The 26684-nt window shown below is 72.2% G+C and carries 23 protein-coding genes; 12 read left to right on the forward strand and 11 right to left on the reverse strand.

The window, feature by feature from the left end; translation table 11 throughout:
- Together ACQPZK_RS28950 and ACQPZK_RS28955 are read left to right on the forward strand one after the other, a co-directional pair.
- A complete protein-coding gene (locus tag ACQPZK_RS28950) occupies positions 1–381 on the forward strand; it encodes an SCP2 sterol-binding domain-containing protein (RefSeq protein WP_433535920.1) in 381 nt (126 codons plus the stop codon).
- The gene (locus tag ACQPZK_RS28955) at positions 378–2429 is read left to right on the forward strand and encodes an amylo-alpha-1,6-glucosidase (RefSeq protein ID WP_433535921.1); all 2052 of its coding nucleotides are present in this window, start codon (positions 378–380) and stop codon (positions 2427–2429) included. The genes ACQPZK_RS28950 and ACQPZK_RS28955 overlap by 4 nt, the downstream gene beginning before the upstream one ends.
- A gap of 9 nt (positions 2430–2438) precedes the next feature.
- On the opposite strand, the gene ACQPZK_RS28960 is transcribed toward ACQPZK_RS28955, so the two are convergent.
- Positions 2439–3299 carry a hypothetical protein gene (locus ACQPZK_RS28960; protein WP_433535922.1) on the reverse strand — a complete coding sequence of 287 codons (861 nt, stop codon included), beginning with the start codon at positions 3297–3299 and terminating at the stop codon, positions 2439–2441.
- Between the two features lie 166 nt (positions 3300–3465).
- Here ACQPZK_RS28960 and ACQPZK_RS28965 point away from each other — a divergent pair, with 166 nt between their 5' ends.
- Entirely contained in the window at positions 3466–7842 is a 4377-nt protein-coding gene (locus tag ACQPZK_RS28965) for a S8 family serine peptidase (RefSeq protein WP_433535923.1), read from the forward strand.
- 68 nt (positions 7843–7910) lie between these two features.
- On the opposite strand, the gene ACQPZK_RS28970 is transcribed toward ACQPZK_RS28965, so the two are convergent.
- The 5 genes from ACQPZK_RS28970 to ACQPZK_RS28990 all read right to left on the reverse strand — a co-directional run bounded on the left by ACQPZK_RS28970 (position 7911) and on the right by ACQPZK_RS28990 (position 11442).
- On the reverse strand, positions 7911–8240 hold the full coding sequence (locus ACQPZK_RS28970; protein WP_355050871.1) for a DUF1416 domain-containing protein: 330 nt from the start codon (positions 8238–8240) through the stop codon (positions 7911–7913).
- A 2-nt stretch (positions 8241–8242) separates the two neighbouring features.
- Complete coding sequence (locus tag ACQPZK_RS28975) at positions 8243–9091, reverse strand: sulfurtransferase (RefSeq protein ID WP_433535924.1); 849 nt, start codon at positions 9089–9091, stop codon at positions 8243–8245.
- 209 nt (positions 9092–9300) lie between these two features.
- A complete protein-coding gene (locus ACQPZK_RS28980) occupies positions 9301–9378 on the reverse strand; it encodes an Ms5788A family Cys-rich leader peptide (RefSeq protein ID WP_433539347.1) in 78 nt (25 codons plus the stop codon).
- Positions 9379–9495: 117 nt separating this feature from the next.
- Positions 9496–10284 (reverse strand): LmeA family phospholipid-binding protein, encoded by a 789-nt coding sequence (locus ACQPZK_RS28985; RefSeq protein ID WP_433535925.1) that lies wholly within the window; start codon positions 10282–10284, stop codon positions 9496–9498.
- Positions 10285–10389: 105 nt separating this feature from the next.
- Positions 10390–11442, reverse strand: a complete 1053-nt coding sequence (locus ACQPZK_RS28990; RefSeq protein ID WP_433535926.1) for a hypothetical protein — start codon at positions 11440–11442, stop codon at positions 10390–10392.
- A gap of 241 nt (positions 11443–11683) precedes the next feature.
- Here ACQPZK_RS28990 and ACQPZK_RS28995 point away from each other — a divergent pair, with 241 nt between their 5' ends.
- From ACQPZK_RS28995 to pstB, 7 genes are all read left to right on the forward strand, one after another.
- On the forward strand, positions 11684–12403 hold the full coding sequence (locus ACQPZK_RS28995; RefSeq protein ID WP_357129003.1) for a winged helix-turn-helix transcriptional regulator: 720 nt from the start codon (positions 11684–11686) through the stop codon (positions 12401–12403).
- 134 nt (positions 12404–12537) lie between these two features.
- Positions 12538–13419: a polysaccharide deacetylase family protein gene (locus ACQPZK_RS29000; RefSeq protein WP_433535927.1), complete on the forward strand. Its 882-nt coding sequence runs from the start codon at positions 12538–12540 to the stop codon at positions 13417–13419.
- Between the two features lie 87 nt (positions 13420–13506).
- A complete protein-coding gene (gene mshD / locus ACQPZK_RS29005; RefSeq protein ID WP_433535928.1) occupies positions 13507–14433 on the forward strand; it encodes a mycothiol synthase in 927 nt (308 codons plus the stop codon).
- A gap of 213 nt (positions 14434–14646) precedes the next feature.
- A complete protein-coding gene (gene pstS / locus ACQPZK_RS29010; RefSeq protein ID WP_433535929.1) occupies positions 14647–15753 on the forward strand; it encodes a phosphate ABC transporter substrate-binding protein PstS in 1107 nt (368 codons plus the stop codon).
- Between the two features lie 39 nt (positions 15754–15792).
- Positions 15793–16884 carry a phosphate ABC transporter permease subunit PstC gene (pstC, locus tag ACQPZK_RS29015; protein ID WP_433535930.1) on the forward strand — a complete coding sequence of 364 codons (1092 nt, stop codon included), beginning with the start codon at positions 15793–15795 and terminating at the stop codon, positions 16882–16884.
- Positions 16881–17969 carry a phosphate ABC transporter permease PstA gene (gene pstA, locus ACQPZK_RS29020; RefSeq protein WP_433535931.1) on the forward strand — a complete coding sequence of 363 codons (1089 nt, stop codon included), beginning with the start codon at positions 16881–16883 and terminating at the stop codon, positions 17967–17969. The genes pstC and pstA overlap by 4 nt, the downstream gene beginning before the upstream one ends.
- Before the next feature lie 17 nt (positions 17970–17986).
- On the forward strand, positions 17987–18763 hold the full coding sequence (gene pstB / locus ACQPZK_RS29025; protein ID WP_421473411.1) for a phosphate ABC transporter ATP-binding protein PstB: 777 nt from the start codon (positions 17987–17989) through the stop codon (positions 18761–18763).
- Positions 18764–18871: 108 nt separating this feature from the next.
- Here pstB and ACQPZK_RS29030 read toward each other — a convergent pair whose 3' ends face one another.
- Positions 18872–19705, reverse strand: coding sequence for an NUDIX hydrolase (locus tag ACQPZK_RS29030; RefSeq protein WP_433535932.1), 834 nt, complete (start codon positions 19703–19705; stop codon positions 18872–18874).
- 349 nt (positions 19706–20054) lie between these two features.
- Between ACQPZK_RS29030 and ACQPZK_RS29035 the strand changes: the two genes are divergently transcribed.
- Positions 20055–21023, forward strand: a complete 969-nt coding sequence (locus ACQPZK_RS29035) for a Gfo/Idh/MocA family protein (protein WP_433535933.1) — start codon at positions 20055–20057, stop codon at positions 21021–21023.
- A 54-nt stretch (positions 21024–21077) separates the two neighbouring features.
- Here the strand turns inward: ACQPZK_RS29035 and ACQPZK_RS29040 are convergent, their stop codons facing one another.
- The 4 genes from ACQPZK_RS29040 to ACQPZK_RS29055 form a co-directional block, all read right to left on the reverse strand.
- Positions 21078–22085: an anion permease gene (locus ACQPZK_RS29040; RefSeq protein ID WP_433535934.1), complete on the reverse strand. Its 1008-nt coding sequence runs from the start codon at positions 22083–22085 to the stop codon at positions 21078–21080.
- 4 nt (positions 22086–22089) lie between these two features.
- A complete protein-coding gene (locus ACQPZK_RS29045) occupies positions 22090–22716 on the reverse strand; it encodes a DUF47 domain-containing protein (protein ID WP_355050883.1) in 627 nt (208 codons plus the stop codon).
- 127 nt (positions 22717–22843) lie between these two features.
- Positions 22844–23794, reverse strand: a complete 951-nt coding sequence (locus ACQPZK_RS29050) for a PPK2 family polyphosphate kinase (protein WP_433535935.1) — start codon at positions 23792–23794, stop codon at positions 22844–22846.
- A gap of 83 nt (positions 23795–23877) precedes the next feature.
- Positions 23878–24384 (reverse strand): DUF402 domain-containing protein, encoded by a 507-nt coding sequence (locus tag ACQPZK_RS29055; RefSeq protein ID WP_433535936.1) that lies wholly within the window; start codon positions 24382–24384, stop codon positions 23878–23880.
- A 101-nt stretch (positions 24385–24485) separates the two neighbouring features.
- Between ACQPZK_RS29055 and ACQPZK_RS29060 the strand changes: the two genes are divergently transcribed.
- A complete protein-coding gene (locus ACQPZK_RS29060; protein ID WP_433535937.1) occupies positions 24486–26675 on the forward strand; it encodes an ATP-dependent DNA helicase in 2190 nt (729 codons plus the stop codon).
- Positions 26676–26684: the final 9 nt, after the last annotated feature.

A 26684-nucleotide genomic window follows, 5' to 3' on the forward strand; every position in this document is an offset into this window, starting at 1 on the left:
GTGACCGAGGCGACCCAGCGGTTCTTCGAATCCCTGCCGGCGCGGGCACCGATGGTCCTGCGCGGCCTGGCCGCCGGAACCCTCCAGATCGACCTCGGCACCGACCACCAGACCGAGCACTGGCTGGTCCGGATGCGGCCGGGAGCGGCGCGGGTCACCCGTGAGCGAGGTCCGGCCGACGCCATCTGGTACAGCAGCTCGGCCCTGTTCGACAGGTTGGTCGCCGGCGAGGCGCAGGCGCTCGCCGCCGTGCTGCGCAACGAGAGCACCTTCAGCGGTGACGTGGTGCTCTTCCTGGCCTTCCGCCGTTTCTTCCCGAACCCACCGGGGACGAGGGACCCGCGCGAGGTCGCCCGCGAGGCAGTCGGGCGGCGTTCGTGAAGGACCTGGTCAGCATCCTGGACGGCAACACCTTCCTGGTCACCGACCACAGCGGGGACATCGAGCCATCCTTCGACTTCCCGACCGGGCTTTTCTCATTCGACACCCGCTTCCTGTCGAGCTGGGTGCTCACCCTCGACGGGCAGCGGTTGCACGCCCTCTCCGTGGACACCAGCGAGTCGTACCGGACCAGGTTCTTCCTCGCGCCCGGCGAACCCACCCACTACCTGGACGCCAAGGCGTCGGTCATCCGCAGCCGCGAGATCGGAAGCGGCTTCGACGAGGAGCTGACCGTCCTCAACCACTCCGGCGAGGAGGCCGAGTTCACCATCCGGGTCGAGATGGGCAGCGACTTCGCCGACCTGTTCGAGATCAAGCACGCCCAGCAGAAGGTGGGCCGGACCACCGTCGCGGTCACCGACGAGCTGCGCCTGACGTACCGACGGGAGGCCTTCCACCGGGAAACCCTGATCCGCTCCACGGCACCGGCACAGGTCGACGCCGCCGGGATGACGTTCCGGATCCGGATCGACAGCAACGGCGAGTGGACGACCCGGCTGCACGTCTCCACCACCGTCTTCGGCGCGCGGGGGGAGGACATCCGCACGACCCTGCCGTACGCGGGCGGCCGCGGCGGGGACGCCATCCGCGCCGAGCACCGGGAGCTGATCGACCGGGCGCCGAAGCTCGGCTGCGACTGCCAGCCGCTGGCCGGGGCGTACCGGCGCAGCCTCAACGACCTGGCCGCGCTCCGCTACGAGTCGATCGCCCTGGGCGTACGGCTGATCGCCGCCGGTCTGCCGTGGTTCATGACCCTCTTCGGTCGGGACAGCATCATCACCTCGTTGCAGGTGCTGCCGTTCCTGCCGGAGCTGATCACGCCGACCATCCAGATGCTTGGCGGCCTCCAGGGGCACCGGGTGGACGACTTCCGGGACGAGGAGCCCGGCAAGATCCTGCACGAGCTGCGGTACGGCGAGACGGCCGGATTCGAGGAACAACCCCACTCGCCGTACTACGGATCGGCCGACTCGACGCCGCTGTTCGTCGTCCTGGTCGACGAGTACGAGCGCTGGACCGGCGACACCGCGCTGGTCCGACAGTTGGAGCCGCAGGTCCGCGCCGCGTTGGACTGGATCGACACCTACGGCGACCTGCTCGGCACCGGCTACCTCTGGTACCGCACCCGCAACCCGGAGACCGGCCTGCAGAACCAGTGCTGGAAGGACTCCTGGGACAGCATCTCGTACGCCGACGGCCGGCTGCCCGGCTTCCCCCGGGCCACCTGTGAGTTGCAGGGCTACGCGTACGACGCGAAGGTCCGTGCCGCCCGGCTCGCCCGCGAGATCTGGGACGACCCGGCGTACGCGGACCGGCTGGAACGGGAGGCGGCCGAGCTCAAGCAGCGGTTCAACCGCGACTTCTGGATCGCCGACCGCGAGTACTACGCGCTCGCCCTGGACGCCGACGGTCAGCAGGTCGACGCGCTGACGTCGAACATCGGGCACCTGCTGTGGAGCGGGATCGTGGACGAGCCCCGGGCCGGCAAGGTGGTCGAGCACCTGCTCGGGCCGCGGCTCTTCTCCGGTTGGGGGGTGCGGACCCTGGCCGAGGGCGAGGGCCGGTACAACCCCATCGGCTACCACGTGGGCACCGTCTGGCCGTTCGACAACTCGATCATCGCCTGGGGCCTGGCCCGGTACGGCTACCGGGAGGAGGCCGGGGTCATCTGCGACGCCATGCTGGCCGCGTCCGCGTACTTCGACGGGCGGCTGCCGGAGGCGTTCGCCGGCTACGCCCGCAGCCGCACCGGCTACCCGGTGGAGTACCCCACCGCGTGCAGCCCGCAGGCCTGGTCGAGCGGCACCCCGCTGCTGTTGCTGCGGGTGATGCTCGGGCTGGAACCGCAGGGCGAGCACCTGATCATCGACCCGGCCGTGCCGCCGGGCATGGGCCGGGTGGAACTGCTGGACATCCCCGGCCGCTGGGGTCTGATCGACGCGTTGGGGCGCAGCCGCGATCCGGACGATCGGGGATCGGGCGGCTGACCCGGCCGGTCAGCCGGGGCAGCCGACGGTGGCGGCCACCCGTGCGGCGTCCGGGCCGAGTTCGGCCAGCACGGTGACGTCACCGGCGCGGTAGGCGTACACCGGAGGGTTGTCCAGCAGCGGGGTGCCGCCGGCCAGCGCGGCGAGGGCGCCGGTCTCGGCCGGGCCGGCACCGGCGGCGGACCGTGCGGTACGGGCCAGCGTGCCGTCCGGGCACAGCGCGGTGACCAGGTCCGGCGCGCTGCCGGTCGGCCGGCCCAGCGCGGTCAGGGCGGCCGTGAGCGCGGCCGCCTCCGGGCCGACGGCGGTGGCCGGCGTGGGGTCCCAACCGGCGCCCGGCGGCCGGCAGCCCGTGTCGACGGTCAACCGCAGCCGGCCGTCGCCGGTCGGCCGTCCGGCGACGGCGACGAACTCCCCGGCGTCGGCGCGCAGTTCGGGACCGTCCAGGCCAGGACCGACCCCGGCCCGCCAGCTCGCCGGCAGCCGGTCGGCGATGCCGGTCAGCACGGCCCGCTCGGTGCCGACCGGCGCCAACACGCCGATGTCGCGAAGCAGCCTCGCGCCGTCGACGAGCGGGGTGACGCGGCAGCCCGAGCTGACCCGGGGCGGTCCCAGCTCCAGCAGCCCGGCCGTGCCAGCGGCCCGGGCCAACTCGCCGACCGCACGCTCGACCACCGGGGCGGCCTCGGTCAGGGTGCGCTGTTCGCGGACCGTCGGCGGGTCGTCGCGGACCGACATCCAGGTGAGCCCAGCCAGCAGGAGGGCCCACAGCACGGTCGCGACCAGCAGCCAACGCCGCCCACGCCGGGCAGGCGCCGGCGGGGCGGGATCGCTCGACGATGGCCAACCCGTCTGAACAGCACCGCTCACCCGGCCATGGTGTCACGGGCTGTCCTTCGCATTCGAAAGGCCGTGGTCGACGACCCGACAGCCCGCCTCCCGACCGGAATAACGCCAGGTCACCGGCCGATCGTTAGGCATTGAGCACCGTCCGAGCAGGTCCCGAACCCAGCGGGACCCCATGTGGGGAGGAACAGTGCTCCAACCACCACCGAACGCGAGATCCGTCCTCTGGCGAACGGCCTTGGCGTGCGGCGCGGCCCTGCTGGTCCTCACCGCCCAGCCCGCCGTCGCCGCCCGACCCGCGCCCACGCCCGCCCGCGTCGACCAGCGGCTGCTCAGCCAGCTCGGCACGACGGGCAACGGCAGCTTCCTCGTCTACCTGCGCAGCACCGCGCCGGTGGCGCGGACCGCGAAGCTGCGTGACCCGGACGACCGGGCCCGCGAGGTGCACCGGCTGCTCACCACGACCGCCACGCGCACCCAGAAGGGTCTGCGCACGCTGCTCAAGACCCGCAAGGCGCCACACACCGCGTACTGGATCGCCAACGCGGTACGCGTCACCGGGAACCGCGCGCTGCTCGACGAGATCGCCAAGCGGCCGGAGGTGGCGAGGATCGAGCCCAGCCGCAGCTATCCCCTGCTGCGGCCGACCCCGGCCACCGGCAGCCACGCGGACGCGAACGGGCCGGAGTGGGGGCTCACCAACATCAACGCCCCGCAGGTGTGGAGCGAACTCGGCGACCGGGGCGACGGCGTGGTCGTCGCCACGATCGACAGCGGCGCCCAGTACGACCACCCGGCGCTGGTCCGGGCGTACCGCGGCAACCTCGGCGGTGGCGTCTTCGACCACGACCACAACTGGTACGACCCGGCCGGCGTGTGCCCGAGCGCAGCGCCCTGCGACAACGCCGGCCACGGCACACACACCACGGGCACGATGGTCGGCGACGACGGCGCGGGCAACCAGATCGGTGTCGCTCCCGGCGCGAAGTGGATCGCCGCGAAGGGCTGCGAGACCGACTCCTGCACCGACGCCTCGCTGCTCGCGGCCGGCCAGTGGGTGCTGGCCCCCACCGACCTGAACGGGCGGAACCCCCGCCCCGACCTGCGCCCCGACGTGGTCAACAACTCCTGGGGCGGCGCCGGGGGCGACCCCTGGTTCGAGCAGACCATCGCGGCCTGGCGCGCCGCCGGCATCTTCGGAGTCTTCTCCGCCGGCAACGACGGGCCGGCCTGCGGCAGCGCCGGCTCACCCGGGGACAACGCCAACGCGTACGCCGTCGGCGCGTACGACGTGGAGAACACCATCTCCGACTTCTCCGGTCGGGGCGCCGGCACCGACGCGCGGTCGTACAAGCCGAACGTGGCCGCGCCCGGCAGCAACGTGCGCTCCAGCGTTCCCGGCGACTCCTACGCCGCGTTCGACGGCACCTCGATGGCCGCGCCGCACGTCTCCGGCACGGTGGCGCTGCTCTGGTCGGCCGCACCGCGCCTTCGGGGCGATGTCGCCGGCACCGAGGAACTGTTGGACCGGACCGCCCGCGACGTCGACGCCACCGCCTGCGGAGGCACCGCCGCCGACAACAACGTCTTCGGCGAAGGTCGGCTGGACGCGTACGCGGCGGCGCGGGCCGCACCGCGCGGCGCCGTCGGACGGATCACCGGCACCGTCACCACGGCCGGCGGCGACGACCCGATCGCGGGCGCGACCGTCGGCGACGGCACCCGCAGCGTCACCACCGGCGCGGACGGCCGGTACGCGCTCACCGTGCCGGCCGGCGAGGCGACGGTCACCGTCAGCGCCTACGGGTACGCCGGACAGAGCGCCACCGTCACCGTCACCGAGGGCGGGGCGGTCACCCGGGACTTCGCCCTGGTGGCCAACCCGACGGTCACCGTGGCCGGCCGGATCACCGACGGATCGGGGCACGGCTGGCCGCTCTACGCCCGGATCGAGGTCGCGGGCCGACCCGGTGGACCGGTGTTCACCGACCCGGCCACCGGCCGGTACTCGTTCACCGTGCCGGGCAACACGACGTACCGGCTCACCGTCACCGCCCGCTACCCCGGCTACCGCACGGTCAACCGGGACGTGGCCACCGGCGGCGACCCGGTGACGGCCGACATCGCCGTACCGGTCGAGACCGGATGCACGGCGGCCGGCTACACCGGCAGCTTCGGGGCTCCCCTGCTGAATGAGAGCTTCGACAGCGCCGCGACGCCGGACGGCTGGTCGGTACGCAACCGCACCGACGACGGCGGCTGGACCTTCACCGACGCGGGCGAGCGCGGCAACCTCACCGGCGGCAGCGGCGCCTTCGCCATCGCCGACAGCGACCGTCTCGGCTCCGGCCGCACCCAGGACACCGACCTGGTGACACCGAGCGTCGACCTGCGCGGCACACCCGCGCCGGTGCTGCGCTTCCACAGCGACTGGCGGGCGGTCGGCGTGAGCGACACCGCCGACGTGGACGTCTCCACCGACGGCGGCACCACCTGGACCACCGTCTGGCACCAGACCACCAGCCGGCGCGGGCCGGTCGTCGAGGAGGTGCCACTCGACCCGGCGGCCGGGGCCTCCGCGGTACGGGTCCGGTTCCGCTTCCACGGCAGCTTCGCCTGGTGGTGGCAGGTGGACGACGTGCAGGTGGTCAACCGCGACTGCGTACCCGCTCCGGGTGGGCTGGTGCTCGGGGTGACCACCGACCGCAACACCAACGGGCCGCTCGACGGAGTCACCGTCGCCAGCGCCGACCGCCCGCAGGACCGCGGCCGGTCAGCGTCGACGCCGGACGACCCGAACGTGCCGGACGGCTTCTACTGGCTGTTCTCCGGGCTGACCGGGGCACACCGGTTCACCGCCAGCCGTACGCCGTACCAGGTGGCCGCCCGGACGGCGAGCGTGCCGGCCGACGGTGTCCGCCGCCTGGACGTGGCGCTGGCCGCCGGTCGGCTCACCGTCACACCGACGACCGTCAAGTCGTCCCAGCCGTACGGCAGCACCCGGACCGCGAAGCTGACGGTACGCAACACCGGCAGCGCGCCGGCCGCCGTCGACCTGGTGGAGCGCAACGGGCGGTTCGACCTGTCGTCCAGGCCGGGGGCACCCCTGCGGGAGCAACGGATCAAGGGGATCAGCAAGGCCCGCGCGGGCACCGCGTACGGCGCGTCCGGGACCGGAACCGCGTCCCGGACGCAGGACGCCTGGACCGCTGTCGCCACCCTTCCGGCGGCGGTCTACGACAACGCGGCGGCCACCCTCGACGGCAAGGTCTACTCCGTCGGCGGCGGTGGCGGCAGCGGCCTGGAACGCAAGGCCTGGCGCTACGACCCCGACACGGACACCTGGGCGGCGCTGCCCGACCTGCCGAGCGCCCGGGCCAAGCCGGTCGCGGCGGCCGTCGGCGGCAAGCTGTACGTCCTCGGCGGCTGGGGCGCCGACGACAACACCGTTGCCTCCGTGGACGTGTTCGACCCGGCCACGGACACGTGGAGCACGCTGGCCGGGCCGGGCAACCCGTTCCCCGTGGCGGCGGCCGGCGGGGCGGTCACCGGCGGAAAGATCTACCTGGTCGGTGGCTGCCAGGACAACGACTGCGCGGAATCGGACCGGCTCGTCGTCCTCGACCCGACCACCGGCACGTTCCACACCGGCGCGGCGTACCCGCACCCGGTCTCCTGGCTCTCCTGCGGCGGGATCGGCAGCGCGGTCTACTGCGCCGGTGGCACCGGCGACGCCGACTACACCGACGCCTACCGGTACGACCCGGCAGCCGACGCGTGGCATCCCCTGCCGGACCTGCCGGTGGACCTCTGGGGCGCCCAGTACGCGGCGGCCGGTGACCTCCTGGTGCTGGCTGGTGGGGTCACGGCGGCGTCCACCACGGTGACGAACCGGACCATCGCGTACGACCCGGTGGCGGGGAGTTGGCGTGACCTGCCGAACGTCCAGTTCGGCCGGTACCGGGGCGCTGCCGCCTGCGGGGCGTACAAGATCGGTGGTACGCCGTCCTCCTTCGTCGGCTCCGTCGAGGCGGAACGGCTCAGCGGCCTGGAGCTGTGCGCCGGGGAGGCGGACCTGCCCTGGCTGACCGCCAAGCCGGCCGCGTTCACCCTCGCGCCGGGGGCCTCCCGGACGGTCACCGTCAAGATGCGCGCCACGGCCGCCGCCGGTGTGGCCCAGCCGGGCGCCTACTCCGGCGAACTGGGTATCGCGTCCGACACGCCGTACCGGGTCCCGGCGGTGCCGCTGCGGATGACCGTGTCGCCACCGGCGAGCTGGGGCAGGATCCAGGGCACCGTCACCGGGGTCACCTGCGCCGGGGCCACCGTGGCGGTCGCGGCGACGGTCCGGGTGAACCGGGTGGGTACGACGACCGGCTGGACCCTGACCGCGAACGCCCAGGGCCGGTACGTCTGGTGGCTGCCGAAGGGTCGCTACGAGGTGATCGTCGCCCGGGACGGGTGGACACCGCAGACCCACCGCACCCGCGTCCGGGCGCGCGTCGTCGACACCCTCGACGTCGTCCTCGACCCGGTCTCGCCCTGCACGAGAACCACCGGCATCTGACCACGGTGACGACGACCGGGGCCGGCCACCCTGCTGGGTGACCGGCCCCGGTCGATCAGAGCGGTGGGTCAGGCGACGGTGACGGACACCTCGTTGATGCCCCGGCCCGCGGTGACGGCGGTGTCGCCGTTGCCGTGCCGGGACAGCGCCCGCAACGTCCAGGAGCCCGGCGCGGCGAAGAACCGGAACTGACCGGCCGCCGAGGTGACCACCTCGGCGGTGAACTCACCGGTCGAGTCGAGCAGCCGGACGTACGCGCCCGGGACGACCTCGTCCGCCGCCGACCGGACGATGCCGGTGATGACGGTCTCCTTCTCGAGGTCCAGGCTGGCCGGCAGGGGCGCGGCCTGGTCAGGTGCGGCGCAACCCGCAGCGGTGGCAGCGGTGGGAGCGGTCATCGTCAGGCCTCCCCTGGCTCATCGCCGAGCGCGACCGGCACGCCGACCAGCGAGCCGTACTCGGTCCAGGAGCCGTCGTAGTTCTTCACGTTGCCGTGACCGAGCAGCTCCTGCAGCACGAACCAGGTGTGCGACGACCGCTCGCCGATCCGGCAGTACGCGATGGTCTCCTTGCTGTCGTCCAGCCCGGCGTCGCCGTAGATCTTGCGCAGCTCGTCGTCGGACCGGAAGGTGCCGTCCTCGTTGGCCGCCTTGGACCACGGAACGCTGATCGCGGTCGGGATGTGACCGGCCCGCTGCGCCTGCTCCTGGGGCAGGTGGGCGGGGGCCAGCAGCCGGCCGGCGAACTCGTCGGGGCTGCGCACGTCGACCAGGTTCTTGGTGCCGATCGCGGCGACGACCTCGTCGCGGAAGGCCCGGATGGAGGTGTCCGGCTCCTGCGCGACGTACTGGGTCGCCGGACGGGTCGCCGTCTCGGTGACGAGCGGGCGGGCGTCCAGCTCCCACTTCTTGCGGCCGCCGTCGAGCAGCTTGACGTCGCGGTGGCCGTAGAGCTTGAAGTACCAGTACGCGTACGCCGCGAACCAGTTGTTGTTGCCGCCGTAGAGGATCACGGTGTCGTCGTTGCTGATGCCCCGCTCGGACAGCAGCGCCTCGAACTGGGTCTTGTTGACGAAGTCCCGGCGGACCTGGTCCTGGAGGTCGGTCTTCCAGTCGATCTTGATGGCGCCGGCGATGTGGCCGGTCTCGTAGGCCGAGGTGTCCTCGTCGACCTCGACGAAGACGACGCCCGGGGCGTCGAGGTTCTTCTCGGCCCACTCGGCCGAGACGAGTGCGGTGTCGCGACTCATCGAATCACTCCCTGGTGAGGATGGATGGTGAGCCAACGCGCGAATATCGATGGGTTGAACTGTCGCACCGCGCGCGGGACCCAGCGGAAGGACGGGATCACGGGTTCGTGCGACGGCGCCGCTGCCGGGCGTTCGGTGGGATCACCGCAGAGGGTCGAGGACCCTGCGTGCCGGTGGCCGCCGTCAGGCGGCCGAAAACAGCCCCGCCGTCAGATGGCAGGGCGACACAGGCAGGTGGCCACGCGGCACAGGTCGACCGCGCGCCGTTTGGTGAGGTGGGTCCCCATGGTCAGGCAGCCTACCAGCGATCCGGAGGGCTGCCACCGTGCCGACCACCATCCGGGAATCGTCCCGCTACCCGGGCCACTGTGGCGTCCCAGTGACCCGGATCGTTGACGCACCACTCAGCTGACGGAGTTGATCGGTACGTTCTTGGCGTCGGCGGTGACCGCCAGCCCTTCGGGCAACGGCTGGACCTTGCGGACCGCGAGCTGAAACGGCAGGTCGGGCAGCGGCACGTCGATCGAGATGCCCTTGGCGTAGTTGTTGAGGATCGTGCGGGCCAGCGGCAGGTTCGGCAGGCCGGCGGCGTCGAGGTTGCTGAAGCGCAGGGCGACCGCGCCGTTCTTGGCGACGGTGATGTCGGCGGTGCCGGCGACCGTGAACTTCTGGCCGAGGATGTCGACCGGAGCGCTGACGGCCAGCTTGCCACCCTGCTCGCCGAGAGTGAGGCCGGGCCGGTTCAGCAGCGCGGCGAGACTCTCGTAGCTGATCGTGCCGGTGCCGTCGACCGTGTCGGCCACGACGTCGCCCTGCCCGGACCGCAGCGTGTCCAGCGACGCCCGCACGTTCCGGGCGTCGACGTCCAGCACCGGCAGCCGTACGGCGTCACCCTCGACCGAGGCCTGCACGTCGCGCAGCGAGATGGAGATCCGTTCGTACCGTCCGTCGAGCACCTGGGTGAGGAACGGCACCCCACCGACCTCGACGTCGGGCGCCGAGGACTGCGCGCCCTGCTTGCCGATCTCCTGGCTGACCCGTTCGGCGATGAGCCGCTCGGCGACCCCGACCGCCACCCGGTCGGCGACCACCAGCAGGCCCGCCACCACGAGGAGCAGGACGACCAGGCCGATGAGCAGCTTGCGTCCGCGCCGTCGGGGCCGGGCCTCGTCGACCGGATGATCCTGGGCCACGCCGCCTCCTGTCTCCGCCCGCCACGACGTGGCGGGTCGTCCGATCCGATGCCGCAGCGCGGCGCTCCCGTAGGTACCCGAGGGGCCCCGAGCTCAACCGTGGGCTCAGAGGAAGAGCATGCACATGGCGTAGGCGGCAGGCGCAGCCAGGGCGAACCCGCCGAGCGGACCCTGCATGTGCCGGGCGACCCACATGGTGGGTGGCTCCCCGGCCATGAGGCGCCCCGCCTCCGCGTACCCCACGGCGAGGTCGGTGAGGACGGCGGTGACGGCCGCGACCAGGCCGATCACCGCGGCCCTGGTCGGGGTGAAGGGTGCCACCAGATAGCCGCCGAGCAGCGCGCTGCCCAGCGTGCCCACCATCGCGCCACCGACGACGCCGGCCGCGCCCCGGGGCACCTGCGGGGCCAGCCGGGGCCACGGCAGCACCGCGTCGGTGAGCCGGGCGACGGTGAGCGCGACCCCGCTCGCGGTCAGGCAGACGGTGATCGCCTGGGTACCGGCGGGGATGCGGCTGAGGACGATCAGGGTGCCGAAGGCCACGACACCGACCACGATGAGCAGGGTGGCGCCGAGGGAGTCGGTGACCCGGACCCGGTCGACGCGGCGGACCAGTTGGCCGAGCACGGCGGCGAGGAAGCCGCCGACGGCCAGGTAGCCCAGCGGCGCGAGGCCGGCGATGTCGCTCCGGACGGCGGCGACGTCGGCGGCCGCGGCGACGGCGGCGCTGATCCCGCCGACCAGCAGCAGCGCCGGTGGGCGCATGGCCATCGTCCAGGCGAGCACGAACAGCAGTTGGACGCCGAAGACGATGGCGGCGAACGGCAGGCGGTGGCCCGGGCCCGACGTCTGCGCGCCGAGCACCAGTCCCACGCCGAGCAGCGCGGCGAAGCCGGCGATGGTCAGCGCCAGCGGGCGGTGCACCTCGACCGGAGGGACGACCTCCTCCTCCGGCTCGTCGATCTCGTCCTCGGTACGGCGGGCCGGTTCTCCGGCACGGCGCGCCCGGCGCGGCCCACGTTCGCGGCGCTCGGCGTCGGCGACAGCCGGTCCGGTGCGCGGCGCGGGTGGGTGGCCACGGGTCGGAGCGGCCGGACCCGGACGGGGTCCGTCGGTCCACGAGTCGCGGCCGGCGTCGGGCGAGGTGGAGGGAAACACGCCCCGATCGTGCCAGATCGACCGCCCGGCGCGGCGGTCGCGGGTTTCAGCAACGTTAAAACCTGTGCCACGATCAGGGGCAAGCTAGACAAACGGGAAATGGCCTGACGGTGCAGCCGAGGCGATCGGTTACGCTCAACGCGTTACCCGCCCGTCAGCGACGCCGGGACCACGCAATTTCTCAGCGCACTCCCTCACGAGTGTGTCTGGTCGCGTGCGGCGATGCGCCGCCGGGACGGAGGTGATCGTGGAGATCCTGCTGCTGGTGACCGCGCGCGCAGGCGAACCGTCGGCTGTGCTGCCGGCTCTCGACCTGCTGCCACATTCGGTGCGCACCGCGCCGCGCGACGTCCGCACCCTGGTTGCCGGGCCCAGCCCCGACGCGGTGCTGGTGGACGCCCGGTCGGAGTTGAGCGAGGCCCGGGCGACCTGCCGGATGCTGCACGCCACCGGGCTGGGAGTGCCGCTGGTCGCGGTCGTCACCGAGGCCGGCCTGATCGCGCTGAACGCGGACTGGGGCGTCGACGACGTCATTCTCGCCTCGGCCGGCCCCGCCGAGGTCGAGGCCCGGCTGCGGCTCGCGGTCGGCCGCCTGAGCAACGCGACCGCCGGCGCCGGCGGCTCGATCCGGGCCGGGGAACTCACCATCGACCCGGACACGTACGCGGCGAAGCTGAAGGGCCGCCCGCTCGACCTCACGTACAAGGAGTTCGAGCTGCTGAAGTTCCTGGCCCAGCACCCGGGCCGGGTGTTCACGCGCGACCAGCTGCTGCGCGAGGTCTGGGGGTACGACTACTTCGGCGGCACCCGGACGGTGGACGTGCACGTCCGACGCCTGCGCGCCAAGCTCGGCTCGGAGTACGAGTCGATGATCGGCACGGTCCGCCAGGTGGGTTACAAGTTCGTCGTACCGCCGTCGCGTTCCCTGCCCGAGACGGAGCACGCGCCGCTGCCCGTCTAGCTCCGCCCGATTCCCCATATGCCCCTTTTGCGCAGCTTGGCAGTCCTATTCTGACTGCCGGGTTTGTCGCAAAAGGGGGCAAGGGTGCGCGCAGGTAACACGGGGGCGACGGGCCGGCGGTTCCGGCCGATCGGGTGGAAGCCGTGACGCGGGTCAACTCGACCGCGCGAGCGGCAGGGATCGTGACAGTGGTGGTGGCGGCGCTGCTCGGCTCCGCGTACGTGCTGGGCCGCAGCCTCGTCCCGGACCAGACCCGGCAGCACGCCACGGGAGTCACCACCGACGCCAACGGCCCCCACTACGCCGACCAGCCTCCCGAGCAACCGTCGACCGGCCACCCGAGCGCCAGCCAGAGCGCCGCCGGCCCCGCCGAGGCCGGCCAGGACGGCACGGGCCGGGACGCCGGCGGCGACCAGCTGTTCGGCGCCCACACCGACACCGGCACCGCCCGCCTCGCGCTGACCTTCGACGACGGACCGGACCCGCGCTACACCCCGCAGGTCCTCGCGACGCTGCGCGAGTACGACGTCAAGGCCACGTTCTGCGTGGTGGGCGAGAACGCCCAGGACCACCCGGACCTGGTCCAGGCGATCGTGGCGGACGGCCACACGCTCTGCAACCACTCCTGGCACCACGACGTCTCGCTGGGCAACCGGTCCGCCGACCAGATCCGCGCCGACCTGATCCGCACCAACGAGGCCATCCGGGCAGCGGTCCCGGATGTCCCGATCGTCTGGTACCGCCAACCTGGGGGCGCCTGGACCTACCCGGTGGTGTCGGTGTCCCGGCAACTCGGCATGACCCCGCTGCACTGGTCGGTGGACCCGTCGGACTGGCAGGTGCCCGGCGCCAACAAGATCGCCACGACGGTGCTCACGCAGGCGCAGCCCGGGGCGGTCGTCCTCCTGCACGACGCGGGCGGTGACCGGCAGGGCACAGTCGACGCGCTGCGCCGGATCCTGCCCGAGCTGACCAGCCGCTTCGAGTTGGAGGCGCTGCCCACCGACCCGACGTGAGCCGGCCACCCGCCCTGGGCGACGGGTCCGGGACGCTACTCGGGCGACAGTCCGGGACGCGCCTGAGGCAACGGCTACGGTGACGGGATGAGCAGCGCGGAACCGACCAGCGACCAGGTCACCCGGACCGACCGACTGTCCCCGACGGAGATCGCCGGCGTACTGGCCCTGGCCCGCACGGCGGGCGACACCGACGGCGCGGACCCGCTGGACGAGCACGTCCTGCTCCGCCTGCGCGACCCGGACGCCGCGGCCCTACACCTGCTCGCCCGCGCCGACGACGGCACGCTGACCGGGTACGCGCACCTGGACACCACCGACCCGGTGGACGGGATCGGTGTGGAGCTGGTGGTGCACCCGGCGTACCGGCGGCGTGGCACCGGCCGGGCGCTGGCCCGGGGCGTCCTCGCCTCGGCGACCGGACCGCTGCGGGCGTGGGCGCACGGCGACCACCCGTCGGCGGCGGCGCTCGCCGTGGACCTGGGGTTCACGCGGGCGCGGGTGCTCTGGCAGCTCCGCCGACCGTTGGCGGCCCCACTGGGCGAGCCGCGCCTGCCCGACGGGGTGGCGCTGCGCGCGTTCCGGCCGGGGGCGGACGACGCGGCGTGGCTGGCCCTGAACGCGCGGGCCTTCGCCGAGCACCCCGAGCAGGGCCGGTGGACCCCGGACGACCTCCGGGTCCGCCTCGCCGAGCCGTGGTTCGACCCGGCCGGCTTCCTGCTCGCCGAGGAGACCTCGACCGGTCGGCTGCTCGGTTTCCACTGGACGAAGGTGCACGAACGGCCCGGGTCGGCCCGGATCGGCGAGGTGTACGTGCTCGGGGTGGAGCCGACGGCGCACGGCGGTGGTCTGGGCCGGGCGCTGACCACGGCGGGGCTCGCGTACCTGCGGGACAAGCGAGGCCTGAACCGGGTGATGCTCTACGTGGACGACTCGAACACCGGGGCCGTCGCCCTGTACGAGCGGCTGGGCTTCGCCCGGTGGTCCGCGCACATCAACTACCACCTGGGCTGAGCGGGAACGGGCACTGAAGTGCCCCGGTTCACTTAACGGACAACTCACCCTCAGCGAGCGGTCACCTCGGGGGCCGTACCTGTTCACCCTGCGTTCACTTGCGACCGGCGAACCGGCTACCTGGCACTTCTAACTTTCGTGTCAGCCGGTCAGTGCCGGTCCTCGGGCCCCGGGATCGGGGCGCCAAGTCAGACGCGAAGGGAAACCCCTCAGGTGAAGCTCCAGCGGTACGGCACTATTGCCTGCCTCGCTCTTGCCGCGACGCTCGGCCTCAGTGCATGCGGCTCGGACAACAACGAGCCCACTTCCGGCGCCAGCGCCTCGGGCTCCGCCGCCGCGGTCGACTGCGGTACCGGCACGGTCAACGCCCAGGGCTCGTCGGCCCAGAAGAACGCCATGGCCGAGTGGATCAAGGCGTACCAGCAGAAGTGTGCTGGCACCACCATCAACTACGAGGCTTCCGGCTCGGGCGCCGGCATCCAGGCGTTCATCGCCGGCACCGCCGACTTCGCGGGTTCCGACTCGGCGCTCAAGCCGGAGGAGCAGCCGCAGGCCGACGCCAAGTGCGCGGGCGGCAAGGCCATTCACCTGCCGATGGTCATCGGCCCGGTGGCCGTCGCCTACAACGTCAGCGGCGTGGACAACCTCCAGCTCAAGCCGGCCACCCTGGCGAAGATCTTCGCCGGCAAGGTGACCAAGTGGGACGACGCGGCCATCAAGGCCGACAACCCGGACGCGAAGCTCCCGGCGACCACCATCCAGACCGTCCACCGCTCGGACGAGTCGGGCACCACCGACAACTTCACCAAGTTCCTCTCGAAGACCTCCGAGGCGGACTGGACCTTCAGCAACGCCAAGGCCTGGAAGGCCCCGGGCGGCACCGGCGCCAAGGGCTCGGACGGCGTGGCCAGCTCGGTCAAGGGCGCCGACGGCTCCATCGGCTACATGGAGTGGTCGTTCGCCGAGAACGCCGGCCTGAAGATGGCCAAGATCGGTAACGGCAACGGCGAGTTCGCCGCGCTGACCGCCGAGGCGGCTGGCAAGACCATCGCCGGCGCGGCCGTCGAGGGCCAGGGCGACGACCTCAAGCTGAAGATCGACTACAACACCAAGGAGGCCGGGGCCTACCCGATCGTCCTGGCGACGTACGAGATCGTCTGCAGCAAGGGCCTCGCGGCCGACAAGCTCAAGCTGGTCAAGGGCCTGCTGGGCTACGCCGCCAGCGCCGAGGGCCAGAACTCCCTGACCGACCTGGGCTACGCCCCGCTGCCGGAGACGGTCCGCACCAAGGTCGAGACCGCGGTCAAGAACCTCTCCTGATCCGACCCCCACACCTCCGCAACCGAATCGAGCGAGCAGATGGGTGAAACCCCTCACCGCTCGGCCGACGCCGGCACCGGCGGGACGCGCGTGACCGAGAGTCACGAGTGGCCCGCCGGTGCCTCGGCGCGTGTGGCCGAGGCACCAGTCAGCACCCGTTCCCCGGGCGACGCCGGGCTGGGCGGCGGCGGCGCGCTGCCGCGCAGCCGCAAGTTCGGCGCCGAGCGGGCCTTCCGCGGCCTCACACTGGCCGCCGGCACCGCCGTTCTGGTCATCATCGCCGCCATCGCGATCTTCCTGGTCGCCAAGGCGGTGCCGGCCCTGCGCGCCAACACCGAGAACTTCTGGTCCTACGAGGGCTGGTCCCCCAACGAGACCGAACCGAAGTTCGGCATCGGCACACTCGCCTTCGGCACTGTGCTCAGCTCCGCACTCGCGCTGCTCATCGCGGTGCCGGTGGCGCTGGGCATCGCGCTCTACCTGTCGCACTACGCGCCGCGGCGGCTGGGCACCGCCCTCGGATTCCTGGTCGACCTGCTGGCCGCCGTACCGAGCGTGGTCTTCGGCCTCTGGGGTCGGGACATCTTCAGCAACCCGGTCCGGGACTTCTCGGTCTGGCTCAACGAGTACTTCGGCTGGATCCCGATCTTCGGCGGCGACGGCCCGTTCGGTAAGTCGATCATGCTGGGTGCCCTGGTGCTGGCCATCATGGTGCTACCGATCATCACCTCGCTCTCCCGCGAGGTGTTCCTCCAGACGCCGACCGCCAACGAGGAGGCCGCCCTCGCCCTGGGCGCCACCCGCTGGGAGATGCTCCGCACCGCGGTACTCCCCTACGGTCGCCCCGGCATCATCGCCGCGGTGATGCTCGGCCTCGGTCGGGCGCTCGGCGAGACCATCGCGCTGGCGCTGACCCTCGGCATCACCTTCGGCATCTCGTTCAACCTCATCCAGAACGGCGGCAACACCATCGCCGCCAACATCGCCAACGCGTTCGGCGAGGCGAACGAGACCGGCCGGGGCGCGCTCATCGCCTCCGGCCTGGTGCTCTTCACCATCACGCTGATCGTCAACATCACGGCGCGGGCGATCATCTACCGCCGCCGGGAGTTCACGGAGTCGGCCGCATGACCACAACCGTCACCTCCCACCGCACCCGGCCGCCGGCCCAGCCCGCCTCGCTGCGGGCCAGGCGGCTGCCCTGGTACGCCGCACCGGCCATCGCCGTGGCGGCCCTCGCGCTCTCCGCCGTGATCGTCTACGGCGCCGGCATCGGCGGCCCGGTCCTCGTCGTCGTCCTCGGCGCGATCCTCTACCTGGCCGGGCTCTTCGCCGCCGCCAACGCGGTCGAGGGGCGTCGGTCGGCCCGCAACCGCACCTGGAGCGCGCTGATCCACTCCGCGTTCGTACTCGCGGTGCTGCCGCTCGTCTCGGTCGTCTGGACGCTCGTCAGCAAGGGCACCGAGCGGTTCGACGGCAACTTCTTCCAGACCTCGATGAACAACATCGGGGCCCGCGACGCGAACGGTGGCGCGTACCACGCGATCGTCGGCACGCTGGAGCAGGTCGGCATCGCCACCCTGATCACCGTCCCGCTCGGCATCCTCTGCGCCATCTACATCGTCGAGTACGGGCGGGGCCGGTTCGCCTTCGCGATCCGGTTCTTCGTGGACGTCATGACGGGCATCCCGTCGATCGTCTCCGGCCTCTTCGTGCTGGCGTTCTGGGTGCTGATCGTGTCGCCGTGGTTCAACGACGGCCGGCCGAGCTTCTCCGGCTTTGCCGCCGCGCTCGCGCTGAGCGTGCTCATGCTCCCGACCATCGTGCGGTCCACCGAGGAGATGCTCCGCCTCGTCCCGCCGCCGCTGCGCGAGGGCGCGTACGCGCTCGGCGTACCCAAGTGGAAGACCATCCTGCGGGTGGTGCTGCCGACGGCGCTGCCCGGCATCGTCACCGGCGTCATGCTCGCCATCGCCCGCGCGGCCGGCGAGACCGCGCCGGTCCTGCTCGTCGCCGGCGGCGGCGCCGCCATCAACACCAACCCATTCGAGAACAACCAGTCGTCGTTGTCCCTCTTCGTCTACCAGCAGGCCGGTGACGCGTCGAAGTACGCACCGGCACGGGCGTGGACCGCGGCACTCACCCTGGTCGCCCTCGTGCTCATCCTGACGATCGCGGCGAAGTTGCTGGCCCGTCGCAACCGGCTCAGCCGATGAACCCCGGAGGTACCACCATGGCCAAGCGCGTCGAAGCCTCGAACGTCACCGCCTACTACGGCGGTTTCAAGGCGATCGAGAACATCAACCTGACCGTCGAGCCGAAGACGGTCACCGCCCTGATCGGCCCGTCCGGTTGCGGCAAGTCCACCTTCCTGCGGTCGATCAACCGGATGCACGAGGTGCTGCCGGGCGCTCGCGTCGAGGGCAGCCTGACCGTCGACGACCAGGACATCTACGACCGGGACGTGGACGTCACCGCGGTCCGGCGCATGATCGGCATGGTCTTCCAGCGGCCGAACCCGTTCCCCACCATGAGCATCTTCGAGAACGTGGTGGCCGGGCTGAAGCTCAACGGCGTCCGGAAGAAGTCGATCCTGGACGAGGCCGCCGAGAAGGCTCTGCGCTCGGCGAACCTGTGGGACGAGGTCAAGGACCGCCTCGGCAAGCCCGGCGCGGGCCTCTCCGGCGGTCAGCAGCAGCGGCTCTGCATCGCCCGGACCATCGCGGTCGAGCCGCAGGTCGTGCTGATGGACGAGCCCTGCTCGGCCCTGGACCCGATCTCCACGCTGGCCATCGAGGACCTGATGTTCCAGCTCAAGGACAAGTTCACGATCATCATCGTGACGCACAACATGCAGCAGGCCGCTCGCGTGTCGGACCGGACCGCCTTCTTCTCGATCGAGAAGACCGGCGACCCGGGCCGCCTCATCGAGTACGACAACACCCAGAAGATCTTCAGCAACCCGAGCGTCAAGAAGACCGAGGACTACATCACCGGCCGCTTCGGCTGAGCCGCCCCGACGGACAGTCGTCGATCATGGAGTTGTGGTGCCCGACAAGGGACACCAGGACACTTTCGTCCCCACCACAACTCCATGATCGACAGGGCTGGGCGGGGGTCAGGCGAGGACGAAGCGGGGTTCGCCGTTCGGGGGGACGTCCAGGCGTGGGGTGATCGGGGTGGCGGCGTCGCGGTCCGCCGCCGCGCGGGCCACCGCGGCCAGGTCGCCGGCCGCTGCCACCTCGGCCAGCGTGACCAGGGTCGGCGGGAGCATGGTCAGCTCGCCGGCCCGCGCCCGGGCCAACGCGTCCGCCGGTCGGATCCACAGCGTGTGGTCGGCCTCGCCGGAGACGTCGCGGGTCCGCTGCCCCGCCGGCAGCAGGGCCACGAAGAAGTACGTGTCGAAGCGGCGTGGCTCGAACTCCGGGGTGATCCACCGGCTCCACGGCAGCAGCAGGTCCGACCGAAGGGTGAGTCGGCGGTCGGCGAGCAGCGCGGCGAAGCCCAGCCGGCGTCCCTCCAGATCCTGCCGCGCCGCCTCCCAGTCGTCGCCGCTGACGTCACCCACCACCGTCGTCGGGTCGGGTCCGGCGAGCAGCACACCCGCCTCCTCGAAGACCTCCCGGGCGGCGGCGCAGACCACCGCCTGGGCGGCGTCCGCACCTACTCCGAGCCGCCCCGCCCAGTCGGTCGGCGTCGGGCCGGCCCAGTCGAGGTGCGCGTCGGAGTCGGAGCGGTCGACGCCCCCGCCCGGGAAGGCGTACATCCCCCCGAAGGTCATCGCCGCGACCCGGCGGATGACGTACACCTCGAAGTCGGTGTCGGTCGGACGCAGCAGCAGCACGGTGGCCGCGACCCGCGGCGTCGCCGGGCTGGCGCCCTCGGCCTGGAACCGGCGGGCGTGCTCGACCAGGGCGGCCGGGGCGGGGAAGCCGTCGCTGTCGATCGTCATGCCGCGAGCCTAGTTCGCCACGCCGGCACGGTGCCGACCACCGCAGTGCCGGGTCTCGCCGTGCCGCGCCACCCGCCGTGCCGGGCCACCCGCCGTGCCGGGCCACCCGCCGGGCCACCGGACCTACCGGTCGGCCCCTTTGCTCTGCTTCAGCGGAGGCGACAGGAGAGGCCCCTCAGTGTTGCCTGGGGTGAAGCAGAGCAAAGGACAACACCAGGGTGGCGACGCCGCCGGCACCGCTGACGAGCCGCCGGCACCGCCGACGAGCCGCCGGCACGGCCGACGAGCCGGTGCGCCGTCCGGCGAGGGGCGGCGTCTGCCCGGCGGCCGCAGGGGTTAGCGTTCCGGCATGACTCGTTGGGGCATCCTGGCCACCGGCCACATCGCCAGCCGTTTCGCCGAAGACCTCCGGCTGGTGCCGGACGCCGAACTGGTCGCGGTCGGCTCCCGCTCCGCCGACAGCGCCCAGCGGTTCGCGGACACGTACGGCGCGCAGCGGGCGTACGGCTCCTGGGTGGAGCTGGCCGCCGACCCGGACGTCGACGTGATCTACGTGGCCACTCCGCACGCCGCGCACCACGAGGCGGCCCTGACCTGCCTGACCGCCGGCCGCGCGGTGCTGCTGGAGAAGCCGTTCACCCTGGACCTGGCCACCAGCACCGAGCTGGTGGACACCGCCCGCGCCGCGGGGGTATTCCTCATGGAGGCCATGTGGATGCGGACCAACCCGATCATCCAGCGGATGGTTCAGCTCGTCGCGGACGGTGCGATCGGCACGGTCCGCAACGTGCGGGCCGACTTCGGGGTGGCCGGGCCGTTCCCGCCGGAGCACCGGATGCGCAACCCGGCACTGGGTGGAGGCGCGCTGCTGGACCTGGGGATCTACCCGATCAGCCTGGCGCACCTGCTGCTGGGCGCCCCGCAGCACGTCCGGTCCTGGGCGCACCTGGGCCCGGAGGGTACGGACGAGAACACCGGCATCCTCCTCGGGTACGACAGCGGGGCGGTGGCCACGCTGAGCTGCGGCATGGTCGGTGCGAGCACGTTGGCCGCCTCGATCACCGGCAGCACCGGCCGCATCGACCTGCCGGAGCCGTTCTTCCGGCCGGCCTCGCTGACCCTGCACCGGGACGGCGTCGAGCCCGAGACCATCACCGGCGAGGAGGCCGGCAACGGCTACCAGTACGAGGCGATCGAGGTGCAGCGCTGCCTGGCCGCCGGGCTGACCGAGAGCCCGCTGGTGCCGCACACCACAACCCTCGAGGTGATGGCCCTGCTGGACACGGTCCGCGAGCAGATCGGCGTGCGCTACGAATGAGACGCGAAACGGCCCCCGGGTGTCCCGGGGGCCGTTCTCGTGCACCGGAACCGGTCAGCCGAACAGCGGCCGGACCAGCAGGTAGGTGACGCAGGCGATCAGCGCGGCCGCCGGGAACGTGATGATCCAGGCGATCACGATGTTGCCCGCGACGTTCCAGCGGACCGCGGAGAGTCGCTTCGTCGCGCCCACGCCCATGATCGCCGAGGTGATCGTGTGGGTCGTGGAGATCGGAGCCTTGAGCACCAGGGCGTTGAAGTAGAGCACCGCGCTGGCCACCGTCTCGGCGGCGAAACCCTCCGGCGGCCCGAGGTCGATGATCTTACGACCGAGGGTACGGATGATCCGCCAACCACCGGCGTACGTGCCGAGGGCCAGCATGGTGGCCGACGTCCAGAAGACCCAGCCCGGGATGTGTGTCTTGCTCTCCTGGAAACCGCCCGTGTAGAGCGCCAGCACCACGATGCCCATCGTCTTGGCGGCGTCCTGCATGCCGTGGCCGACCGACATGGCGGCGGCGGAGACGGTCTGCGCGTGGCGGAAACCCCGGTTGAGCTTGCCCGGCTGGCCCTTGCGGAACAGCCAGAGGATCGCCAGCATCAGCACGTAACCGAGGGTGAGGCCGACGATCGGCGAGAGCACCATCGGCAGGATGACCTTCTCGCCGATGTTGCCCCACTGCACGATGCCACCGGTGGACAGCAGGGTCGCGCCGACCAGGCCGCCGAAGAGCGCGTGCGAGGACGACGACGGCAGGCCGAAGTACCAGGTGATCAGGTTCCAGGCGATGGCCCCCAGCACACCGGCGAAGACCACCCCGAGGCTGCTCACCCCCGTGGGCAGGGTGACCAGGCCGTCGCCGACGGTCTTCGCGACACCGGCGCCGAAGTGGGCGCCGATGAAGTTGCCGACCGCGGCGAGGCCGAGGGCGATCCGGGGTGTCAGCGCGCGGGTGGAGACGCTTGTCGCGATCGCGTTGGCGGCGTCGTGGAAACCGTTGGTGTAGTCGAACGCCAAGGCGACCGCGATCACCGCCAGGACGGCGATGAGTTCGGTAGACACCGGTTCAGGACTCCTTGACCGCGATGGTCTCGACGGTGTTGGCCACGTGCTCGAAGGCGTCGCAGGCGGCCTCCAACTCGTCGGCCACCTCCTTCATCTTCAGCACCGTCAACGCGTCGTACTCGCCCGAGAAGAGCCGGACGAGGAGCTGCCGGTTGATCCGGTCGCCCTCGTTCTCCAGCCGGTTGCACTCGATCCAGTAGTCCTCGAGGTCCTTCATCGACTGGAGCCGGGGCATCGCCTCGGCGGTCAGCTTGGCCTGCTGGTCGAGCACGTTGACCATCTCGTGCAGCTCGCGGGGAAGCGCCGGCAGCTCGGTCAGCCCGTACAGGTAGAGCAGGTCGCCGACCGCCTCCAGGTGGTCCATCACGTCGTCGAGCAGCGAGCCCAGCCGGTAGATGTCCTCCCGGTCGAACGGCGTGATGAAGGTCGAGTTGATCTTCTTGTAGAGATCGTGCGTGATCTGGTCGCTGTCGTGCTCGACCTCGGTCAGACGCTCGCTGACCGACTGCACGTCGACACCGGGCAGAGCCAGCTCGTTCAGCAGCGTGGTGCCCCGGACCAGGTTCTGCGCGGCCCTGGTGAAGAGCTCGTAGAAGGCGCCCTCGGTGGGGCGGAAGGAAAACTTCACAGCACAGACCTCGTCGCGTCGGTGGAAGGGTGGCGGCGTCCGTGGGCGTCCGCTCGGTGAATGCTAGGAAACGCCAGAACCGCGAATTCGCCGGCCCACCCCTGGTCGGGCCACATTCACCACCCGTTCACCTAGTGTTCATCTCGCGCGTCCCAACCGTCCCCGCTCCCCCAGCAGCCAACCGCTCGCGTTCGTGCGCCACGTCGAAATCGGCAGGCGGATACCCCAGCCGGAGCGTGTCGAACGTCTCCCGGAGCAGATGGGCCACCGCCCAGTCCCGGTACCACTTGCGGTCCGCCGGCACCACGAACCACGGCGCGGCGTCCGTGCCGCACCGGCTCAGGGCCTCGGCGTACGCGGCCTGGTAGTCGTCCCAGTGCGACCGGGAGTCGACGTCCGACGGGTTGTACTTCCAGTGCTTACGCGGGTCCGTGAGTCGTTCCAGCAGCCGCTCGCCCTGCTCGGCGTACGAGATGTGCAGCATCACCTTGATCACGGTCACGCCGTCCTCGGTCAACTCCCGCTCGAAGGAGTTGATCTCGTCGTAGCGGGCCCGCCAGATCGCCTCCGGCACCAACCCGCCGACCCGGGCGATCAGCACGTCCTCGTAGTGCGAGCGGTTGAACATGCCCACGTACCCGGCAGGCGGCAGTTCCCGGCGGATCCGCCAGAGGAAGTCGTGTTGCAACTCCTCCTCGGTCGGCGGCCCGAACGAGCGGATGTGCAGGCCCAGCGGGTTCATCGCGCCCGCCACCCGCTTGATCGTGCCGTCCTTGCCGCCACAGTCCATGGCCTGGAGCACCAGCAGCACCCGGTGCGCCGGGCGGGTCGACCCGGCCTTGGCCATCGCGAACAGCATCTCCTGCTGGCGGCCCAACTCCTCGCCGATCAGCTCCACCTGCGCACGAGCCCAGGTCTTGCGGTGCTCGCCGATCTCCTCGGCGGCCGGCAGGCCGGGCGTGGACCGGGGATCGATCGCGGCGAGGTCCACCGGCGCGGTGACCCGCAACAGGTCCCGCACGGACCCGCCGTGCGGCGTCACGATCTGACCGCCCTGCTTCTGCCCGGCTTCGCTCATCTGAGGATCATCGCCCACGAGGGCGCCATCCGCCCGTCGAGGCGCACCGTGCGCCGGGCGCCCCCGAAGGAGCCCGTGCCGGCTCAGACCACCAGGGCCAGCCACTTGCGGTACGAGGTGGCGAACGGTTCGGTGCCGTCGCCGAGCGCGCCGTACAGCCACCGGGCCGCCGCCTCGGCCTCGACCACCACGTCGTCCGGGTAGCCGAAGCGGGCCCGGTGCTCGGCGAACTCGTCCTCGTCCAGCAGCTCCACCACACCGGTGGCCCGCCGGCGGACCACGTCCAGGTCGAGGTCGATCAGATGGACGGTGTCCTCGGACTCCCAACGGGCCGGCGTGGCGATGTCGCAGTAGACCTCGCTGGTGCGCGGGGGCGGGTTGAACATGCACGTCCACCAGGCGTGGTGCGGCACCAGCAGGACGAAGGGGATCTTCTCCACCGACGGCCGGCCGTGGTAGACCGACTCGGTGCCGAACGGAACGCCGAGCCAGACGCCGAGGTCGTCCTCGGTGAGGCGGCGGGCCGGGTAATCGCGGTGGGCGCTGCCGTCGTACTTGCGGTAGATCACTCGGACCACGTCGCTCGGCATGATTCGCACCCTAACCGATAGCGCCCACACGTCGTAGTGCAGCCGTAACCGGACGGCACCGGCCAGCGAGGTCGACGGATGGGTACGCGCCACGCGGGCGGATGGGCGCGGGCGGTGTCGGCGGCGGCGGGTACCGTCGCACGGTGACTCCGCCCCGCACCGCCACCGGTTCCGCCACCCCCTCGGCCCGTGGCTCAGGCCGGCGGCGGGGCGCCCGGCCCAGCGGCACGGAGCTGCTCGCGGCGGCGGTCGGCGCGGTCCCCGGCGGCACGGCGCGGCCCGGGCAGCAGCAGATGACCACCGCCATCGAGGAGTGCGTGACCAGCGGCGAGCACCTGCTCGTGCAGGCGGGCACCGGCACCGGAAAGTCGCTGGCCTATCTCGCGCCCGCCCTCACCGTGGACGGCCCGGTGGTGGTCTCCACGGCCACGCTGGCGTTGCAGTCCCAACTCGTCGACCACGACCTGCCCCGGCTGGCCGACGCGGTCGAGCCGCTGCTCGGCCGCCGCCCCACCTTCGCGGTGCTCAAGGGTCGCCACCACTATCTCTGCCTGGCCCGACTGGACAATTCCACCGCCGACGAGCCGGAGGACACCCTCTTCGACGCCCCCGCCGCCCGCCCCGGCGGCGGCACGAAGTGGCTCGGCGAGGCCGGCCGGATCGGCAAGCAGATCGAGCGTCTGCGGAACTGGGCCGAGAAGACCGACACCGGCGACCGCGACGAGCTGGACCCGGGCGTCGACGACCAGGCGTGGCGGCTGGTCTCCATGCCCTCGCGGGAGTGCGTGGGCGCGACCCGTTGCCCGTTCGGGGCGGAGTGCTTCGCCGAGGCGTCCCGGGCCCGCGCCCGCGAGGCCGACATCGTGGTGACCAACCACAGTCTCCTCGCGGTGGACATGCTGGCCGAGCGGCACATCGTCCCGCCCCACAAGCTGCTGATCGTCGACGAGGCGCACGAGCTGGCCGACCGCGTCTCCTCGGCCGCCCAGGCCGAACTGGTGCCGGAGATGATCGACCGGTCCACCCGGCGTGCCCGCCCGCTGCTGCGCCCGGAGACGGCCGACGCGCTCACCGCCGCCGGTGACGCCCTCGCCGTCGGGCTGGCCGAGGCGCCGGCCGGTCGACTCACGGCCGGTCTGCCGACACCGTTGCGCGAGGCGTGCACCCTGCTCGACTCGGCCACCCGCGCCGCCCTGGACGCGATCGGCGACATCAAGTCCGACGATCCCGACCCGGTCCGCAAGCAGCAGGCCAAGGCCGCGATGGACGACCTCTCCACCACCGCGCAACGGCTCCTCGAAGAGGCCGACCACGACGTGGCGTGGGTGGAGAAGAACGACAGCGGCAACCGCCGGGCGCTGGTGGTCGCGCCCCTGTCGGTCGCCGGCACCCTCGCCGCCCACCTGTACGACGAACGCACCGTGGTCGCCACCTCGGCGACCCTGGCGCTCGGCGGCCGGTTCGACACGGTGGCCCGCGCCCTCGGCCTGGACGCGCCGCCGGTCCCCGCGTCGCCGGCCGCCGCCTCGCTGGCCGCCCGCACCGGCGCGGGTCGCCCAGCCGCCGAGACACCGGGCCGCCGGCTGGCCGACGCCGCCACCGTCCCGGCGACCGAGGGCCCGGGCTGGCGCTCGCTGGACGTGGGCTCGCCGTTCGACTACGCGCGGCAGGGCATCCTGTACGTCGCCGCGCACCTGCCCCGGCCCAGCGTCTCCGGGCTGCCCGACGCGGCCGGTGAGGAGCTGCTCGGGCTCGTCGAGGCGCTCGGTGGTCGTACCCTCGGGCTCTTCTCCTCCCGGCGGGCCGCGACGCAGGCGGCGGAGCTGCTGCGCGCGCGGACCGACCTGCCGGTGTTGTTGCAGGGCGAGGAGGCGCTGCCGCTGCTGGTCCGCCGGTTCCGCGAGGAGCGGTCGAGCTGCCTGTTCGGGGTGATGTCGCTCTGGCAGGGCGTGGACGTGCCGGGCGACGCCTGCCAGCTCGTGGTCATCGACCGGCTGCCCTTTCCCCGGCCCGACGAACCACTCGCCGCGGCCCGCGCCGCGGCCGTGGACGCGGGCGGCGGCTCCGGCTTCGCGGCGGTCAGCGTGCCGATCGCCGCGGTACGGCTGGCGCAGGGCGTGGGCCGACTGATCCGGGCCACGGGCGACAAGGGGGTCGTCGCGGTGCTCGACTCGCGCCTGGAGACGGCCCGGGGCTACGGACCGTTCCTGCGCCGGTCCCTGCCCCCGTTCTGGTACACGACCCGCCCCGAGGTAGCCCGAGGCGCCCTAACCCGCCTAGCCAAAACCTGACCGCACCCC

Origin of the sequence: Micromonospora sp. CA-249363, from assembly GCF_050950185.1 — a bacterium.
Taxonomy (GTDB): domain Bacteria; phylum Actinomycetota; class Actinomycetes; order Mycobacteriales; family Micromonosporaceae; genus Micromonospora.

What these genes read in the sequence shown, in the direction of transcription:
- ACQPZK_RS29060 (WP_433535937.1), top strand. Translation starts at nt 24,486, where the DNA reads ATGGGCGCGGGCGGTGTCGGCGGCGGCGGGTACCGTCGCACGGTGACT.
- pstC (WP_433535930.1), top strand. Translation starts at nt 15,793, where the DNA reads ATGGGTGAAACCCCTCACCGCTCGGCCGACGCCGGCACCGGCGGGACG.
- ACQPZK_RS28980 (WP_433539347.1), bottom strand. Translation starts at nt 9,378, where the DNA reads ATGGGGACCCACCTCACCAAACGGCGCGCGGTCGACCTGTGCCGCGTG.
- ACQPZK_RS28970 (WP_355050871.1), bottom strand. Translation starts at nt 8,240, where the DNA reads ATGACCGCTCCCACCGCTGCCACCGCTGCGGGTTGCGCCGCACCTGAC.
- ACQPZK_RS29055 (WP_433535936.1), bottom strand. Translation starts at nt 24,384, where the DNA reads ATGCCGAGCGACGTGGTCCGAGTGATCTACCGCAAGTACGACGGCAGC.
- mshD (WP_433535928.1), top strand. Translation starts at nt 13,507, where the DNA reads ATGAGCAGCGCGGAACCGACCAGCGACCAGGTCACCCGGACCGACCGA.
- ACQPZK_RS29050 (WP_433535935.1), bottom strand. Translation starts at nt 23,794, where the DNA reads ATGAGCGAAGCCGGGCAGAAGCAGGGCGGTCAGATCGTGACGCCGCAC.
- ACQPZK_RS28975 (WP_433535924.1), bottom strand. Translation starts at nt 9,091, where the DNA reads ATGAGTCGCGACACCGCACTCGTCTCGGCCGAGTGGGCCGAGAAGAAC.
- pstA (WP_433535931.1), top strand. Translation starts at nt 16,881, where the DNA reads ATGACCACAACCGTCACCTCCCACCGCACCCGGCCGCCGGCCCAGCCC.
- ACQPZK_RS29035 (WP_433535933.1), top strand. Translation starts at nt 20,055, where the DNA reads ATGACTCGTTGGGGCATCCTGGCCACCGGCCACATCGCCAGCCGTTTC.
- pstB (WP_421473411.1), top strand. Translation starts at nt 17,987, where the DNA reads ATGGCCAAGCGCGTCGAAGCCTCGAACGTCACCGCCTACTACGGCGGT.
- ACQPZK_RS29030 (WP_433535932.1), bottom strand. Translation starts at nt 19,705, where the DNA reads ATGACGATCGACAGCGACGGCTTCCCCGCCCCGGCCGCCCTGGTCGAG.